Origin of the sequence: Acinetobacter tandoii DSM 14970 = CIP 107469 (assembly GCF_000400735.1) — a bacterium.
GTDB lineage: Bacteria > Pseudomonadota > Gammaproteobacteria > Pseudomonadales > Moraxellaceae > Acinetobacter > Acinetobacter tandoii.
Genome location: NZ_KE007371.1, coordinates 313,010 through 330,068 on the forward strand (window position 1 = coordinate 313,010; position 17,059 = coordinate 330,068).

Here is a 17,059-nt window from a genome sequence, read left to right on the forward strand (position 1 = left end):
TTAGTTCTCCTCACCTGATTGTTCTTTGTAGTCCGCAACTGCATGAACTTCAGGGTGTGCCTGAGGAGCCCATGCCACTGGACGGTCTGTATCTAACTCAAATGAAGAAATCGCATCTTTGACTAGGCGCGCATCGACTTCACCTTCATCTGCTAGTTTTTTCAAGGTCGCAACCACAATGTGTGCAGCATCTACGCCAAAATAGCTACGTAAGTTTGCACGTGTATCTGAACGGCCATAACCATCTGTACCTAAGGCTACGAATGGACGGTTGTCAGGTAAGTAAGCACGAACTTGTTCGCTATACGCGCGCATATGATCAGTTGCAGACACAACGATACCGTCAGTTGGACGAAGTAACTGAGAAATCCACGCTTCTTTCGCTTGTTCAGCCAACGGATGTAAGCGGTTGTATTCTTCACATGCCATACCATCACGTGCCAACTCATTGAAGCTTGTTACACTCCAAACGTTTGAATGGATTTGGTATTCATCACGTAAGATTTTTGCCGCTTTAATCACTTCACGTAGAATGACACCCGAACCGAGCAATTGAACTGTTGCTTTCTCATCTTGTTCGAATAAGTACATCCCACGCTTAATGCCTTCTTCAACACCTTGTGGCATTTCAGGGTGTTCGTAGTTTTCGTTCATTACGGTGAGGTAGTAGAAAATACGCTCTTGGTTCACATACATACGCTGTAAACCATCATGTACGATCACTGCTAATTCATAACCAAAGCATGGATCATAAGACACACAGTTTGGAATCGTGTTCGCAAGGATGTGCGAGTGACCATCTTGGTGCTGTAAGCCTTCACCGTTCAGTGTCGTACGACCAGCAGTTGCACCTAACAAGAAACCTTGAGCTTGTGCATCACCCGCAGCCCATGCAATGTCACCAATACGTTGGAAACCAAACATAGAGTAGTACATGTACATTGGAATCATCGGCAAGTTATTGGTTGAATAACTCGTTGCCAACGCTGCCCATGCACTCATCGCGCCCGCTTCGTTAATGCCTTCTTGAAGCATGTGACCGTCTTTTGCTTCGCGGTAATGCATTAACTGTTCTTGGTCTTCTGGGGTGTACTTTTGACCGTGAGCGGCATAAATACCGAGCTGACGGAACATCCCTTCTAAACCAAACGTACGTGCTTCATCTGGAACGATTGGTACTACGCGATCTTTAATTGCTTTTTCTTTAAGTAAAGAAGCAATCAAACGAACCATCACCATGGTAGTAGATTGTTCTTTGCCCGCAGAACCTTTTAATACTGCATCAAATACCGACAATTCAGGAATGGCTAATTGCTCACTCTCTTTACGACGTGCAGGTAGGTAACCACCCAAAGCTTCACGACGCGCCTTCATATACTTCATTTCTGGAGAGTTTTCACTTGGGCGGTAGAATGGAAGCTCTTCTAACTTATCGTCTGTAAATGGCAGGTTGAAACGGTCACGTACATATTTCAAAGAGTCGATCTGCATTTTCTTGATTTGGTGAGTTTTGTTCACCGCTTCAATTTCTTCAGACAAACCGTAACCTTTAACAGTTTTCGCAAGAATAACTGTTGGTTGACCTTTGGCTTTCATTGCTTCTGCATATGCAGCAAAAACCTTGTACGGGTCATGACCACCACGGTTAAGATTATCGATATCTTCATCGCTTAAATCTTTTACAAGCTCCGCAGCTTCTGGGTACTTGCCAAAGAATTTCTCACGCGTGTATGCACCACCTTTTACTTGATAGCGTTGGTATTCACCATCAACTGTCTCTTCCATGACCGCTTTTAAAGCGCCTGTGCTGTCTTTTGCAAGTAGCGGATCCCAATGACGACCCCATACTACTTTAATGACACGCCAGCCTGCACCACGGAATAAAGATTCTAATTCTTGAATAATTTTACCGTTACCACGTACAGGACCATCTAGACGCTGTAAGTTACAGTTAACAACCCAAATGAGGTTATCAAGTTTTTCACGGCCAGCTAGTGAAATTGCACCAGTACTTTCTGGCTCATCCATCTCACCATCGCCCAGATAAGCCCAAACTTTACGATCTTCTTCTTTGATCAAGCCACGGTTCATCAAATATTTTTGAATGTGTGCTTGATAAATCGACATGATTGGACCAAGACCCATTGATACCGTTGGGAATTGCCAATAGTCCGGCATTAAGTATGGATGTGGATAGCTTGGTAAACCATTACCGCCCACTTCACGGCGGAAATTACTTAACTGTTCTTCAGTTAAACGTCCTTCCAAGAAAGAACGTGCATAAATACCAGGCGCACAGTGACCTTGGTAATAAATCATATCCCCGCCAAAGTTATTGCTGTTTGCGCGGAAGAAGTGGTTAAAACCAACATCGTATAAAGTTGCTGAAGATGCAAAACTCGCCAAGTGACCACCTAGGTCATCACCTGTTTTATTGGCACGAAGTACCATTGCCAAAGCATTCCAACGAATCAATGCACGAATACGGCGTTCCATATCTTGGTCGCCTGGCATTGCTGGTTGTTCTTCAACAGAAACCGTATTTAAATAAGGAGTGTTTAAGCGCTGAATAGGAACATGTTTCGCGATTGCACGTTGATATAATTTTTCTAATAAAAATGCAGCACGCTCTGTTCCCATGTGTTTTAGAACCGAATCGAAAGCATCTTGCCATTCTTGGGTTTCTTGCGCATCTGTATCGCCATAAAACGCCATAATCCACCTATTCCTTAAGCTTAATCTATTATGTATATGTACCATACTTTGGTATTAGAAGTTATCGCTGTAGCTGAATACGGGCAGGTACCACTATTTATAAAATAAATAATTAATGACGATTTAACACTCAAATTAACAAAAAATCGCCAATAATGATGTTTTTTTATACAAACAAAACTCTTCTGCCTGATAACATGAAAAAAGATACAGAAAACGTCACTACTTTGGTGCAAATATTGGAAACAATAAAAAGGCAGTGTATGGGAAAGAGGTAGGACCCAATACACTGCCTTTAGAAGGATTTGAAGCTTTAATAACGAGATGTAATTATGGCAACATGGCTAAATAAGTTGATGGATTTTTACGCTGACCATCTTTTACAACTTCATAATGCAAATGTGGTCCCGTACAACGGCCTGTACAACCCACATTGGCAATATGTTCACCCGCATTTACTCGATCACCAACACGTGCAATTAAACGTGAAGCATGTGCATAACGTGTGATATAACCATTGCCATGGTTAATTTCAACATATTGACCATAACCAGAACCCCAACCCGATTTGGTTACAACACCTGGTCCTGTCGCATAAATTGGCGTACCACTTGGTGCTGACAAATCTAAACCAGAGTGATGTTCAGCACGACCACCCATAGTACGACCACCAAAGTCCGAGCTGATGCGTTTCATGTCTGGTAATGGATGAGAGACTAACCATGAATAAGGACTATTCGAAGATGCAGAATACGAAGTTTTAGTGGCATATTTTTTAGCAATCGATTCGTTATTTAGCTCAACTGTTTTTTCACGCAATCTGACTGATAACTCGGTACTTGCAGGAAGATCAATATCTTCAGGTTCAGCATACGAACCTTGTGCTAAAGTTTGAGTCAGTTGCTCTATACGATCTGGTGAAGCAGTGGTGTTAGAATTTAATTGAACTAAATCAGCGAAAGCCACCGATGCGGCCGAAGCTGCCAAAGAAAATGCCAATAAAATACGTCTTGTGTGCATGAAAACCTCTTTAAACTGTTCTTACAAAAGTTCCTTGCGTGATCTCTTCCTTGATATCTACTGAAAGGAGCGCATAAGATTAAGACACAAATATGAAGGTAATATGTATGTCTGAACCAGAGAATCTCTTTCAACAAACAAGAAAACGCATAAAAACAGGAAACTTGTCGTTTCTCTCAACCCAAGTTGCTGCATGGCAGAAACTTAGCAAACTCATTCAACCGTTATTGCCTCAACCAGAGCAATGGCAGGTTGCTTGTTATCAATATGGTGTTTTAACCGTAACGGGTGAAAATCAAGCGATGGTGAGTCAACTTGGTTACTTACAAAAGCACTATATTGTTCAATTGGCTCAACTAGAAGAACTGAAAGACTTACAAAAAATACAGGTTCGTTTAAGAGTATCCTCAAAAACTACACAGACAACTGAATCATCTTCCCGATCTCTTAGCCCAGAAACCCAAGATTTATTAAAAGGGGCTGCTGACTTTGTGAGCGACCCTAAGCTTAGCCAAGCAATGCTACGTTTGGCAAGCAATAAAAAGTAACCTAGGGCTGGGTTTGGAAAATGCCTCAGCCAACGAACGTGACTTAATTCACATTTCAATTTGTTATATTATAACGTAGCCCATATAAGACAATGACTTATGTCACACTTACATAAGGGATTGGACATTGATCCATGTCATCAAATGTTACAATTTCGTAGCTACTTGGATCACTTTGAACATTGCGTAACAATTGGTTATTGAGAGCATGACCTGACTTATATCCATCAAATTTCGCAATAATTTGATGTCCTAATAAATATAAATCACCTACAGCATCCAATATTTTGTGACGAACAAATTCATCTGAGAAGCGCAAACCTTCTTCATTGACCACGCCAGTATCATCTACACCAATGGCATTCTCTAAACTTGCCCCTAAAGCCAAATTGTTGGCTTTTAAATAATCTAAGTCCATCATGAAGCCAAATGTACGTGCTTCACTAACTTCGTAGACAAAAGTTTCAGTTGAAAAATCGATGGTGGCTGACTGATATTCTTTTTTAAATGCGGGGTGGTCAAAATCGATGGTGAAATTCAGTTGAAAACCTGAATGGGGCGTGAAAATTGCACGCTTATCATCAATTAATGCTTCAACAGGTTTTAAGATTCGAATAAATTTTTTGGCTGCATTTTGCTCGACCAATCCACCTTGCATTAACAGATAGATAAATGGGCCAGCACTGCCATCCATAATTGGCACTTCTGAAGCCGAAACTTCGATAATTAAATTATCAATACCCAAACCTGCGATCGCACTCATCACATGTTCAATGGTGCCTACTTTGGCATCTTCCTGAACCAAATTAGAGCACATAAAGGCTTCTTGAATCAGCATTGCATCGGCTTGAATGTCCACAGGTGGATCCAAATCAATACGGCGAAATACAATACCCCCATCCACATGGTGCGGCACAAAGTTCATTAATACCTTTTGCCCACTATGAAGACCAATACCGCTCGCTTTCACGACACGTTGCAGGGTACGCTGTTTCAACATGCTCTTTCTATCATCTGCCCATAAATCCGCTATACGTTAGCATATTTAGCCATTGATAAAAAACAAAAAGGTAGCGATAACGCTACCTTTTATAGTATTTCAAAAGCAAGTTATTGAAAAATAATTACTTACGTTGCTGATTTTTCAAATAATCTTGAATACTCATTGGTGTTGGGCGTGATGCACCAGCAGATGAAGCCGCATTAATTGCTGGAGCATCAGCCTGCTGACGTTGAATCGCAGGAACATCATCTTCCTCAACCACAGCATGGGTCGTTGCAGAACGTGAAACCTGCGTATTTGGACGCTTCACAGGTTCAATCGCATCTGCTGAATTGCGGGTTAAACCTGTTGCAATCACAGTCACGCTAATTTCATCACGTGCATCAGGGTCAAAGACCGTACCGTAGAAGACTTGACCTTCATCCAAGTCCACAATTTGGTTCACGACATCGGTAATTTCTTCAATTTCACCAAAGGTAACATCATCACCACCAGTGACGTTAATCAAAATACCCTTAGCATTCATAATAGTTACGTTATCTAATAACGGACTACGAATCGCCTGTTCTGCAGCTTGACGCGCACGATGTTCACCACGACCTGAGCCTGCACCCATCATGGCATAACCACGAGTACTCATTGCTGTTTTCAAGTCGGCAAAGTCAAGGTTAATGTGACCAGGGCGAACCACCAAATCGAAGATACTGCGTACCGCATTCAACAATACATCATCTGCCTTTTTATAAGCATCTTTCATCGAGATATCGCGGAATACTTTGAGCAAACGCTGGTTTGGAATAATAATAAGTGAGTCTACGTGCGCTTCTAAAGCCTCAATGCCTTTTTCAGCAGACTGTTGACGACGCTTACCTTCAAAATTAAACGGCGTAGTCACTACACCTACCGTTAAAATACCCATTTCTTTGGCAATTTCTGCAACGACTGGTGCAGCACCTGTACCTGTACCACCACCCATACCCGCAGTCACGAACACCATGTCGGTGCCTTCTAAATGCTGGCGGATCAACTCACGACTTTCTTCGGCCGCCGTTTGACCCACTTGAGGATTGGCACCTGCACCTAAACCACGGGTACTTTGTTCGCCTAACTGGATTTTAAATTGCGCATTCATACGGTCTAATGCTTGCTTGTCCGTATTGGCACAAACAAATTTTACACCTTGAATATCCGATTCCAACATGTGTTGAACGGCATTACCGCCTGCACCACCTACACCAAATACAGTGAAACGGGCTTGACCGTTGCTATCGTTCTGATCATCTTCTAAAAATTCAAATGAGGCCATGACCTTTAAATTTCCTAATTCGTAATTGGCAGTCACTTAAGCCCGTATACTGCCTTGATCTGCATAAATAAAATTGGTTTTAGAATGCTGTTCAATGTCTAGGTTGTCAAGTCTTGACCGCCTAACGTACAACTTCCAAACAATATTCCTTAAAAATACCACTAAAAAATAGACTTCAACTTGTCATTTAGCCCTGACCATGCTCGTCCAGCACGTTTCCAGAACGAAAGTGTTTCAGGGTCTACGGTTTCTACCAAGGTCTCTTGTGGATCCCCTTGACTGAACATCAATAAGCCCGCCGCCGTTGCGTATTGGGAACGGCGTAATGATGCCAAATAAGGCTCATCGGCATAAACTTGTACAGGTGGATTGCCCAAATGCGCTGAAATACCCAACATGCGACGCACCAAGCTGACCATGCCTTCAATTTGGCAAGCATCACCCGTCAAAACAACACCATGATATAAACCATGAATAGCGCCACTACGCTCAAGTGCTTCTCGAACTTGGGTCAAAATTTCTTCATAGCGTGCAATCATAATGTCAGACAATTCAATTCGGCTAATGGTTTGCGGACCATCGATCCCTTGAATTTGAATCATATGGTCGGGTTTAACCACTTTTAAATCAACACAACCATAAAGTAACTTAATTCTTTCTGCTTCTTCTGTCGTGGTTTGTAAAACGGCAGCAATATCACGTGTCACATGTTCACCGCCACGTTGTAACGTTTCCGCCATCGCCAGACGACCATCTAAATAGACCGCAAGATTGGTGGTTCCAGCGCCCATATCGAGCAAACAAACCCCATATTCTTTTTCGTCTTTCAGCAAACTGGCTTCTGCTGTGGCCAAACAAGACACCACCATTTTTTCTACGGTGATGTTTGCACCTTTCATGGCACGATCCAAATTCTGCATGGTACTGATCGGCAACATCATCAACTGATAATGCCCTTTCATCGTGTGTGCGGACATCCGAATTGGATTCTGCACCCATTCTGGAGAATCATCCAATTCAAAACCTAGTGGAACTGCACTTACCAAATAATGATCTGAAGTGACATGGCTGGCTTTGGCCAACTCTAATGCTCTCACGACTTCATTGGTGCTAATACTATGTTCAGCGTTTTCAATTGGGGTACGCCCCGAAGCATAAAAACTTTTTAATTCTGCACTTGGAATAGAAACCCAAGCTGAATGCACACGGCACTCAGCCATATCTTCCGCTTCCTGAACGGCATTTTTTATCGCCGTGATGACTTTGTCCAAGCTCACGATTTTGCCTTTGTTCATACCGCGGTTACGTGCAGTCGCCATCCCAATGACTTGTATCTTGTCTGGGGCATGCACCTTACCAATCAAAACTGAAACTTTATGTGTCCCAATGTCAATCGCAACAACTGAGGGAACAGCTTCACTCATTATTTACTACCATTACATGTTTGTTTAATTTATGGCTTTACGCCTCTATTTATAAAGCCAATCATTATGGCTTTGCACTTATCCCATCCGCAATGCCTGTGTCATTAATCGTTACAACAAAGTGACCATTTACAATTTTGGGTGGGGCTGTGCTTTTCCATTGAATTGCTAGGCCATTCCTATAGCGTAAATCGATTGCAGAGATTTGTGGCCATACTGGTTTCAAATCACTTTGTGCGAGATGACTCAAACGTTGTAGCTTACTCATAGTTTGATCTTGATCAACAATAACACGTAATCCAGAATCAAACTGCATAAACCAAGTCATACGCTCCGTTAAATATAATTCTTTTAGCCGAAGGTTGACTGGAAGGAATAATTGGTTAATTTCATTATAGCGACGCATCATGGTTTTGGATTGGCTGATCGGCCCATGAAGCAATGGCAATTGTTGATAATTTTTGGGTGTCACTTCAGCAAAAACATCACCGCTATCGCTGAGCAAACGCCCAGTTCCCCAACGGGCAATCGCATGACGAGGCATTACACGGACGCGAATCGCATTCGGCCATGCACGAGAAACCACAACACGATCTACCCATGACAACTCTAAAGCACGGTCACGGATTTGCTCTAAATCAGAAGTAAAATAATTATTTTGTAAAGTTGGCGCCACGTGCAACATCACTTGACGATGCTCAGCATCGGAACGTGTTCCAACCACATCCAAATCTGCTACACGCGCATCGGTCATGACCTTGTATAAGCCAAATATTCCAGCAGCCAAGACCACAAAAGCAATAACCAAGAGCAGCCAGCCACCCACGTTAGTCAGTTGTTCTTTTCGCGTGGGTGGTTTGTCATGAATCGAGGTAATTGCGGCGCGTTTGCGGCGCATCGATGCTGGAAGTTGAGCCATAACTTAGTGTGCTACACCTGTAAGTGTTTGTTCTAAAATTGCAACACATAACGCATCAAAACTATAGCCTACAGCATTGGCAGCTTTTGGCACCAATGAGTGACTGGTCATACCTGGTACTGTATTCACTTCAAGTAACCAGAAGTTGCCTTGTTCGTCCTGCATGGCATCAATACGTCCCCAACCACTTGCCCCAACCGCTTGAAATGCGCGTAAACATAAGGCTTGTAGACGTTGTTCTTCAGCTTCCGTTAAACCGCACGGAATACCATATTGCACATCATTACGTTGATATTTCGCTTCATAATCGTAGAACGCAACATCCGCAGGTGGTTGTAAACGAATCACAGGTAACGGTTGACCATTCAAGAATGAAATCGTGAATTCACGTCCTGTAATCCATTTTTCAGCCATGACCACAGCATCATGCTGAGTGGCTTTAGCAATTGCCGCAGCCAAATCTTCAGCCTTTTCAACCTTGCTCATGCCTACACTAGAACCTTCGTGTACAGGCTTAATAATGAGTGGCAAACCTAGGCTTTCTACAACTTCGGCTAAATCACTGTCTTTATCAATAATACGGTACGGTGCAGTTGGTAAGTCTGAACCTTGCCAAATTTGCTTGGTTTTAACTTTGTCCATACCAATAGCAGAACCTTGAACACCAGTTCCTGTATAAGGAATGTTTAACCACTCTAATACACCTTGGATCTGACCATCTTCACCACCACGACCATGCAATACAATAAAGGCACGATCATAATTGACCAATTCTGTCACGCTACGATTCTGAGGATCAAATGCCTCGGCATTTACCCCAGAACGAATCAATGCTTCAAGTACAGCCTGACCACTATCGAGAGAAACCTCACGCTCAGCTGATTTACCACCAAGCAACACGGCAACTTTGCCGAACTTTGAAGCATTTGACACGTTTTTATCCTTAAACTGTTATAACTTTTTAATTGAAACCGAAAACGGCAATTAATCTACATATAATTGATGCTGTGCCAGCTCAACCGAGATAGCTCCCACATTACCTGCGCCTTGTGTTAATAACAAGTCATTCGCTTGTAACACTTTACGCATTACATTTGGCAAGTTTCCTTCTACCGGATCAATCAAGATAGGTTCAACTTCACCACGTAAACGAATACTACGCGCTAATGCACGACTGTCCGCACCTACAATTGGTTTTTCCCCAGCAGGATAGACTTCTAATAACAACAATTGATCCACTTGTGACAACACATCAACAAAATCATCAAAACAATCGCGGGTACGACTAAAACGGTGCGGCTGGAACAACATGACCAAACGACGGTCTGGATGGCTAGCACGTGCTGCTTTAATGGTGGCTTCTACTTCTTTCGGGTGATGGCCATAGTCATCCACCAATTTTACGTTGCCTTCGCCCAACTCAAACTCACCCTGAACTTGGAAACGACGCCCCACACCGCTGAAACCTTCTAATGCACGTGCAATCGCAGCATCAGACACCCCTTCATCGGTGGCAATACCGATCGCAGCCAGTGCATTTAAAATATTATGCAAACCAGGTAAATTAATCGTTAGACGCAAAGGCTCACGATCTTTACGCAATACGGTAAAGTGTGACTGCATGCCTTCTTGTACTACATCTACTGCGCGGATGTCATTGTCTTCATTAAATCCGTAGGTCACCAATGGACGACCAATACGCGGCATAATTTCACGGATGTTGGCATCATCACCGCACACCACTGCCAAACCGTAAAACGGCATTTTTTGTAAAAACTGGACAAAAGTGTCTTTGAGTACATCAAAGCTGCCACCATAGGTATCCATATGATCCGCATCGATGTTGGTCACAATGGTGGCCATAGGCTGTAAATGCAGGAAAGATGCGTCTGACTCGTCCGCTTCAGCCACAATAAAACGACTTGCACCCAATGCCGCATTAACACCAGTACGATTTAATAAACCACCAATCACATACGTTGGATCGAGGTTTTCTTCAGCCAACATACAAGTGACAAGACTAGTGGTTGTGGTTTTACCATGAGTTCCTGCAACAGCAATACCATGACGGTAGCGCATCAATTCACCCAGCATTTCCGCACGACGAACCACAGGTGTACGATGTTCAATAGCTGCCTTAATTTCAGGGTTCTCTGGGTCAATCGCCGTTGAAACCACCAAAACATTAGCACCTTGAATATTTTCAGCAGCATGCCCGATATAGACTTTAATGCCGTTTTCTTCAAGCTGTACCGTGGTTTTTGATGCCTTGATATCTGAACCAGATACTTTATAGCCTTGGTTTTTCAATACTTCAGCAATGCCGCACATCCCAGCACCACCAATACCCACGAAATGGATATGCTTAATACGACGCATTTCAGGGATTTTAATTAACTTTTTTGCTTGATCAGCAGGTGTAGATGGAGACATAGCTTACTCTAATCACAATTCTTGAATTAGCTCAACGACATGTTGAGTTGCATCGGGTTGAGCCTGTTGACGCGCTTTGACTGCCATTTCAGACAATAATGAACGATTCATTAACGGCACTAACAATTCTTTTAAACTTTCAGGCGTCATATTGGCTTGCGGACAAATTTTTGCAGCCCCAATATTCGCTAAAAACTTGGCATTCGCCGTTTGGTGATCATCCACAGCACTTGGCAACGGTACAAATATAGCCGCGACTCCTGCTGTAGCAATTTCTGTCACCGTTAACGCACCAGCACGACAGATAATGAGATCTGCATCTGAATAGGCTTGAGCCATATCTTCAATAAACGGGTGGACTTCGACTTCTAAACTCGTAGGCGCGTTTGCATATTGTGCCTGTGTCGATTCAGCATGGTTTTGTCCACATTGATGGTAGACACGAAGTGGCACATTTAATTGCTTTAAAGCTTCGGGTACACATTCATTTAGTGCTTTCGCCCCCAAAGAACCACCGACAATTAAAATGCGAAGTGGTTGATTGGCTTTTTCACGCTCTTGATAACGCCAAGATGGATTTAAAATTTCGGTAATTTCTTTACGCACAGGATTGCCTGTGGTGACAATTTTGGCTTGTTCAGAAAATGTCTTCGGAAAAGCCTGACACACCATAGTCGCTACGCGTGACAATTGGGTATTGGTAAATCCCGCGATAGCATTTTGCTCATGAATAAGCACAGGAATGCCCAAAACGCGTGCAGCCAAACCGCCGGGCCCAGCCACGTAACCACCAAAACCAGCAACAGCGTCAATATTCAACTGTTTCATATAGCGCATAGCGCTTAAGGTTGCTTTTAAAATTTTAAAAGGTGCCAACAATTTGCGTACCACACCATTACCACGTACGCCTTGAATATCAATTTGATAAATTGGAATATTTTGATTTTTTAATAAGCGGTTTTCCATGCCTGTAGGTGTTGCCAACCAAGACACTTGTGTTCCTTGTTGTTGCAATTGTTTTGCAACGGCAAGTGCTGGAAAAACATGTCCACCAGTACCAGCGGCCATCATCATTACGCGTTTGGGCTTTGTTTGCTGTACATCAGTCACGGTTTAATTCTTCAGTTCAAAAAAATAGGCAAAAATTCATTTAAGTTAACAATTGTAATCACAAACGCAGAGGCGCGAAAGTTTATTTACTTTGTTTCACCAAGCGTTTCATTGTTTTTTTCTTCAGTTTTGTAAGTTTAAACAAGTTTTATTATTAATCTAGTATAAAAAACCGCTATCTTTGTTAAAAACCGCAAATCGCTTGTAGTTTTGGAAAGATCTTTTGCTTAATTTTGAGCCTCTAGCGTACTGCACAATCCTCAACCACACGCATGTGGTCGAGGCATTGAGTATATTCAAATTTACTTAAACGCTTGGGCGGCCCGCCTCTAATACAGCAAATAAATCATCCGCAATTTGAGTACCAAACTGGTTGTCAATTTCACGAATACACGTTGGGCTAGTGACATTAATTTCAGTCACATAATTGCCAATCACATCTAGACCGACAAAAATCAGCCCTTTCTCACGTAAGAATGGGCCCACTTTTTCTGCAATGTTACGGTCATTTTCAGTCAATGGACGGGCTTCCCCCAAACCACCTGCTGCCAAGTTGCCACGAACTTCACCATTTTGCGGAATTCGCGCCAAGCAATACGGTACAGGCTCGCCATTGATCATTAAAATACGCTTATCGCCTTCGACAATTTCAGGAATATAACGCTGTGCCATAATTGGCTGAGTACCATGGTTGGTTAAAATTTCAATGGTTGAGCCAATATTCACACCATCTTGATAGAGGCGGAAAATTCCCATGCCGCCCATACCATCAAGTGGTTTTACAATCACATCGCCTTGTTCTTTAATAAATTCACGAATTAAACCTTGCTGTGAAGTGACTAAAGTCGGGACTTGCAACTCAGGGAACTGGGTTGCGAACAGTTTTTCATTACAGTCACGCAGGCTTTGTGGTTTGTTAATAATCCACGCCCCTTCGCGTTCTGCTTGCTCTAAAATGTAGGTGGTATAGACAAAGTTCATATCAAACGGCGGGTCTTTACGCATCAACACCACGTCATACGCCGCGATGGATTCTTTCTTCTTTTCACCCAATTCATAATAATGGTCATAATCTTCAAACACCTGTAATGGTGCAATTAAACCAAACGCTTTACCCTGCTCGATATATAAATCTTGTTGTAATGCATAACCTAGTTCATGCCCGCGACGGCTTGCCGCCCATAACATGGCCATAGTTGAGTCTTTTTTCAAATTGACACTTTCAATGGGGTCCATCACAACAAGTACGCGCATAATCAAAACTCTTGTTTAAAGATATAATCAGCTAGGAGTATAACGGAGATTATTCGGTTCTATTTCTGAATTTCAATTTTCGCTTATGGATAATTTTGTATAACTTCATTTAGGTTTCCGCTATGCAACAAGCCATTATTGGTTTTCATTTAGATGATGAACAGCATTGGGTGGCAGATTTAGCCTGCGGACATACTCAACATGTCCGCCACACTCCGCCTTGGCAAAATCGCCCTTGGGTGATGACTGAACAAGGGCGCAAAGAGAAATTAGGCGTAATGCTAGAGTGTAAGAAATGTGATGAGAAAGATTTCGTAGATGAGATTTTATGTTAAATGAACTATTAAATAAGGCTAAACTCTAGATAGCTCAGCACGGTACTTTTTAAAATTAAAAGTCATATACCAATTGGCATTTGCTGTGATTTCTCACCAACCCTTCAGTTTGTGGTTTAGTTACTTCAACTTCTATCCATGAAAATTTAAATCATCAATACCTGATAATTCTAAAGTTATTGATGATTTAATTAGACCATTTCATAGTCCAAGGACTATGATTACAGCTATTTTTTAAATGGCCACAACAACTGCTTGAAATATCGATTCGATATAGGGGTACTAATGCCCAAACTATCTGCAGAAACTGCTTTTTCTTCGTAGTGAAAAGTGCCAAAAATATGATCCCAAATCACAAAAACCTCGGCAAAATTTTTACTGCCAAAGCCCTGTTTATGATGCCAACGATGTACTTCAGCAACAGCAAATACATGTTTTAATGGCCCTGCCCGATAGTCTAAGTTGGCGTGTTGAAAACTTAAATGTACCGCAGTAAAGGTTAGCCAACAACCTATCAGCAAGGTTGGTGCCCCTAATATCGTTAATACCAATAAACTAGGTGTTGCTAGTGCAATCGCACTTAATGGATGACGTTTTTCACCATTTAACCAATATAAGCGTTTAGGTTGATGATGAATGGCATGTAATTTCCACAACCAGCGCCGACGATGACTCAGTTTATGCATATACCATAAACCAAAATCGATAATTATCCCCACCAGTAAAAATTGTACCCATATTGGCCATTGAATAGGCCATAATTTAGAAGAAAACTCGAATTTCAGGATAAATTGTAAAATTGTTGCGGTTATTAGAATAAGTGCTACATTAAAAATCGCATGAAAAATGTCAGTGAATGTATCCTCTTGATCATGTAACCATTTTTGCTGATATGGCAAAAAGTGCTCTAACATTGCAACCATAGCGCTAATGGATACAATGCATACTAGTGCGGAGGGCCAATAGGGTATTTTTTGATAAGCCATCAATAATACTATTGCTAAGGCCGTAACAGATAAAATCGGATAACTCAAATAACGTATTAAAAAATGACTATACTTTAGCATGATGATGTCCTCTATTTAGATTGATCACTACCATGCAGGATTGTTTGATGTTTAAATTGAATAAAACGGCTATATTTTATTTAAAAATTGAATTTACTTAAGATTCAGGCAACAGGATCATCTTGTTTTGAATGTTTTTGATTACCAAAGGTTGTATACCAAACATTTGCATACAGGTTCTAGAAAAATGTGCTTGATCGGTAAAGCCACTCTGATGCGCTGCTGCAGTTAAATTATTTTCTTCATGTAGATTTTTAAGTGCAATAACCAAGCGTAACCACTTGCGATAACTACGTAATGAAATACCAAAATGGGAATTGAACCAATGTGTTAGACGACTTTCAGATAATTGATGTAACGCTGCCAGCTCCTGACGTGAAGGAACATAATTATATAATAGATGTTGATAGATATAGCCCGTTATTAATTGAGCACGTTCACTAGCTACCATACAATCAAAATAGCACTGTAATTGAGCAAAGGCTTTGGTAATATTATTAGTATGCAAAAAATAAAGCCGCAATTGCTCCAGAAGCGTTGTCGGCAGTATTTGTATCTGAGAAGTTGAGGCAAAAAATTGATGTATAGCCTGCCCTAAATAATAAGTTCCATCCAAATAAATCGAGCAATACTTGCCTTTCTGTAACTGATGAACAGTATTTGCTGGAATGAAAAAACCCATACCCGTATGTAACTGCTCGTATCCAATAATCTGCATAGATTGTAGTGGATCGAGGGGAAAAGTGATCTGATGTGCAAGATGTCGATGTGGTCTGTTATCTCCTGCTTGTCCACAAAAATAACCGTAACCCAAACCAATAGCCATCTGACCTTGCCAATGTGATAGCTGCTCTTTTTTTATCATGTTTATATTTTACAAGATTAACGCTAAAATTGAATGCTTTATAAAGATATTCAAATAATTCAGTTATATTAGTATCGAGATGGAATATATAAAATTTAAGAGTCCTCAAAAAATAAAAACTTGATTTCTTTTAATTTAAGAAATTCTAAAATTAACATAATGGTCGTTATACAAAATTATTTAAATTTTTATTTAAAAATCAATATTTTAACTAAATTCTTCTAAGATTCAGCGCACTAGAACGGCTTTTTCATGATTCTTCACGTTCCACGATTATGATGTAACCAATTTTTTACAAATTTAATGAGATCTACTCAACAGTTTAATCCGCTGATAAATGAAAAAAGGAAGCCATCGCTTCCTTTTTTCAAGTCCATATAGACTTAGATACCATATTTCACACGGTAAGCTTCCATTTTCGCCAAGGCTTCGCTTTCACCTTTGGCATCTAAATAATTCATTAAATCTTTCATGGTAATTAAGGCATGTACAGGAATTTCCAATTCTTTTTGTACTTCCTGAATGGCAGATAATTCACCCTGACCTTTTTCCTGACGGTCTAATGCCACCAATACACCTGCAATTTGTGCACCTGCATTTTTTAGAATGGTGACCACTTCACGAATCGCTGTTCCTGCGGTAATGACATCATCAATGATCCAGACTTTTTTGCCTGCAACCGATGCACCGACCAACACGCCACCTTCACCGTGGTCTTTGGCTTCTTTACGGTTAAAGCCCCATGGCACACTCACACCATGATTTTGCGATAATGCTACAGCCGTTGCTGCAACAAAAGGAATCCCTTTATATGCAGGACCAAACACCACTTCGACATTGTCACACTGGGTCAATTTGTCTGCATAGCCAGAAGCCAATAGCGATAAGGCTTCACCATCATTCAATAAACCTGCATTGAAAAAATAAGGACTCACTCGGCCTGATTTTAAAGTAAACTCACCAAATTTAAGCACACCACGTGATAAAGCGAGTTCGATAAATGCTTGTGGGTTAAATTGAGCTGGCGTTGACATGAGGTGCTCCGAAATTCATACATTGA

15 protein-coding genes are annotated in these 17,059 nt (G+C 41.4%); 2 read left to right on the forward strand and 13 right to left on the reverse strand.

Going from position 1 to position 17,059, the window contains the following annotated elements:
- Positions 1-2,715 carry a pyruvate dehydrogenase (acetyl-transferring), homodimeric type gene (gene aceE / locus I593_RS17155; RefSeq protein WP_016168835.1) on the reverse strand — a complete coding sequence of 905 codons (2,715 nt, stop codon included), beginning with the start codon at positions 2,713-2,715 and terminating at the stop codon, positions 1-3.
- Between the two features lie 330 nt (positions 2,716-3,045).
- On the reverse strand, positions 3,046-3,735 hold the full coding sequence (locus tag I593_RS17160) for a M23 family metallopeptidase (RefSeq protein WP_016168836.1): 690 nt from the start codon (positions 3,733-3,735) through the stop codon (positions 3,046-3,048).
- Positions 3,736-3,842: 107 nt separating this feature from the next.
- Between I593_RS17160 and I593_RS17165 the strand changes: the two genes are divergently transcribed.
- The gene (locus tag I593_RS17165) at positions 3,843-4,283 is read left to right on the forward strand and encodes a hypothetical protein (RefSeq protein WP_016168837.1); all 441 of its coding nucleotides are present in this window, start codon (positions 3,843-3,845) and stop codon (positions 4,281-4,283) included.
- Positions 4,284-4,380: 97 nt separating this feature from the next.
- Here the strand turns inward: I593_RS17165 and lpxC are convergent, their stop codons facing one another.
- From lpxC to gshB, 8 genes are all read right to left on the reverse strand, one after another.
- A complete protein-coding gene (gene lpxC / locus I593_RS17170) occupies positions 4,381-5,283 on the reverse strand; it encodes a UDP-3-O-acyl-N-acetylglucosamine deacetylase (RefSeq protein WP_016168838.1) in 903 nt (300 codons plus the stop codon).
- A 124-nt stretch (positions 5,284-5,407) separates the two neighbouring features.
- Entirely contained in the window at positions 5,408-6,592 is a 1,185-nt protein-coding gene (ftsZ, locus tag I593_RS17175; RefSeq protein ID WP_016168839.1) for a cell division protein FtsZ, read from the reverse strand.
- 161 nt (positions 6,593-6,753) lie between these two features.
- Entirely contained in the window at positions 6,754-8,016 is a 1,263-nt protein-coding gene (gene ftsA / locus I593_RS17180; RefSeq protein WP_016168840.1) for a cell division protein FtsA, read from the reverse strand.
- Positions 8,017-8,080: 64 nt separating this feature from the next.
- On the reverse strand, positions 8,081-8,935 hold the full coding sequence (locus tag I593_RS17185; protein WP_016168841.1) for a cell division protein FtsQ/DivIB: 855 nt from the start codon (positions 8,933-8,935) through the stop codon (positions 8,081-8,083).
- A gap of 3 nt (positions 8,936-8,938) precedes the next feature.
- Positions 8,939-9,868 carry a D-alanine--D-alanine ligase gene (locus I593_RS17190; protein WP_016168842.1) on the reverse strand — a complete coding sequence of 310 codons (930 nt, stop codon included), beginning with the start codon at positions 9,866-9,868 and terminating at the stop codon, positions 8,939-8,941.
- 51 nt (positions 9,869-9,919) lie between these two features.
- A complete protein-coding gene (gene murC / locus I593_RS17195) occupies positions 9,920-11,368 on the reverse strand; it encodes a UDP-N-acetylmuramate--L-alanine ligase (RefSeq protein ID WP_016168843.1) in 1,449 nt (482 codons plus the stop codon).
- 12 nt (positions 11,369-11,380) lie between these two features.
- Entirely contained in the window at positions 11,381-12,478 is a 1,098-nt protein-coding gene (murG, locus tag I593_RS17200; protein ID WP_026440927.1) for an undecaprenyldiphospho-muramoylpentapeptide beta-N-acetylglucosaminyltransferase, read from the reverse strand.
- Between the two features lie 306 nt (positions 12,479-12,784).
- Positions 12,785-13,732, reverse strand: a complete 948-nt coding sequence (gene gshB, locus I593_RS17205; RefSeq protein WP_016168845.1) for a glutathione synthase — start codon at positions 13,730-13,732, stop codon at positions 12,785-12,787.
- Between the two features lie 122 nt (positions 13,733-13,854).
- On the opposite strand from gshB, the gene I593_RS17210 reads away from it, so the two are divergent.
- Positions 13,855-14,067: a DUF3565 domain-containing protein gene (locus I593_RS17210; protein WP_016168846.1), complete on the forward strand. Its 213-nt coding sequence runs from the start codon at positions 13,855-13,857 to the stop codon at positions 14,065-14,067.
- A 227-nt stretch (positions 14,068-14,294) separates the two neighbouring features.
- Here the strand turns inward: I593_RS17210 and I593_RS17215 are convergent, their stop codons facing one another.
- The 3 genes from I593_RS17215 to pyrE form a co-directional block, all read right to left on the reverse strand.
- Complete coding sequence (locus I593_RS17215) at positions 14,295-15,134, reverse strand: sterol desaturase family protein (protein ID WP_016168847.1); 840 nt, start codon at positions 15,132-15,134, stop codon at positions 14,295-14,297.
- A 97-nt stretch (positions 15,135-15,231) separates the two neighbouring features.
- Complete coding sequence (locus tag I593_RS17220; RefSeq protein WP_016168848.1) at positions 15,232-15,999, reverse strand: helix-turn-helix domain-containing protein; 768 nt, start codon at positions 15,997-15,999, stop codon at positions 15,232-15,234.
- A 383-nt stretch (positions 16,000-16,382) separates the two neighbouring features.
- Positions 16,383-17,033 carry an orotate phosphoribosyltransferase gene (gene pyrE, locus I593_RS17225; RefSeq protein ID WP_016168849.1) on the reverse strand — a complete coding sequence of 217 codons (651 nt, stop codon included), beginning with the start codon at positions 17,031-17,033 and terminating at the stop codon, positions 16,383-16,385.
- Positions 17,034-17,059 lie beyond the last annotated feature (26 nt).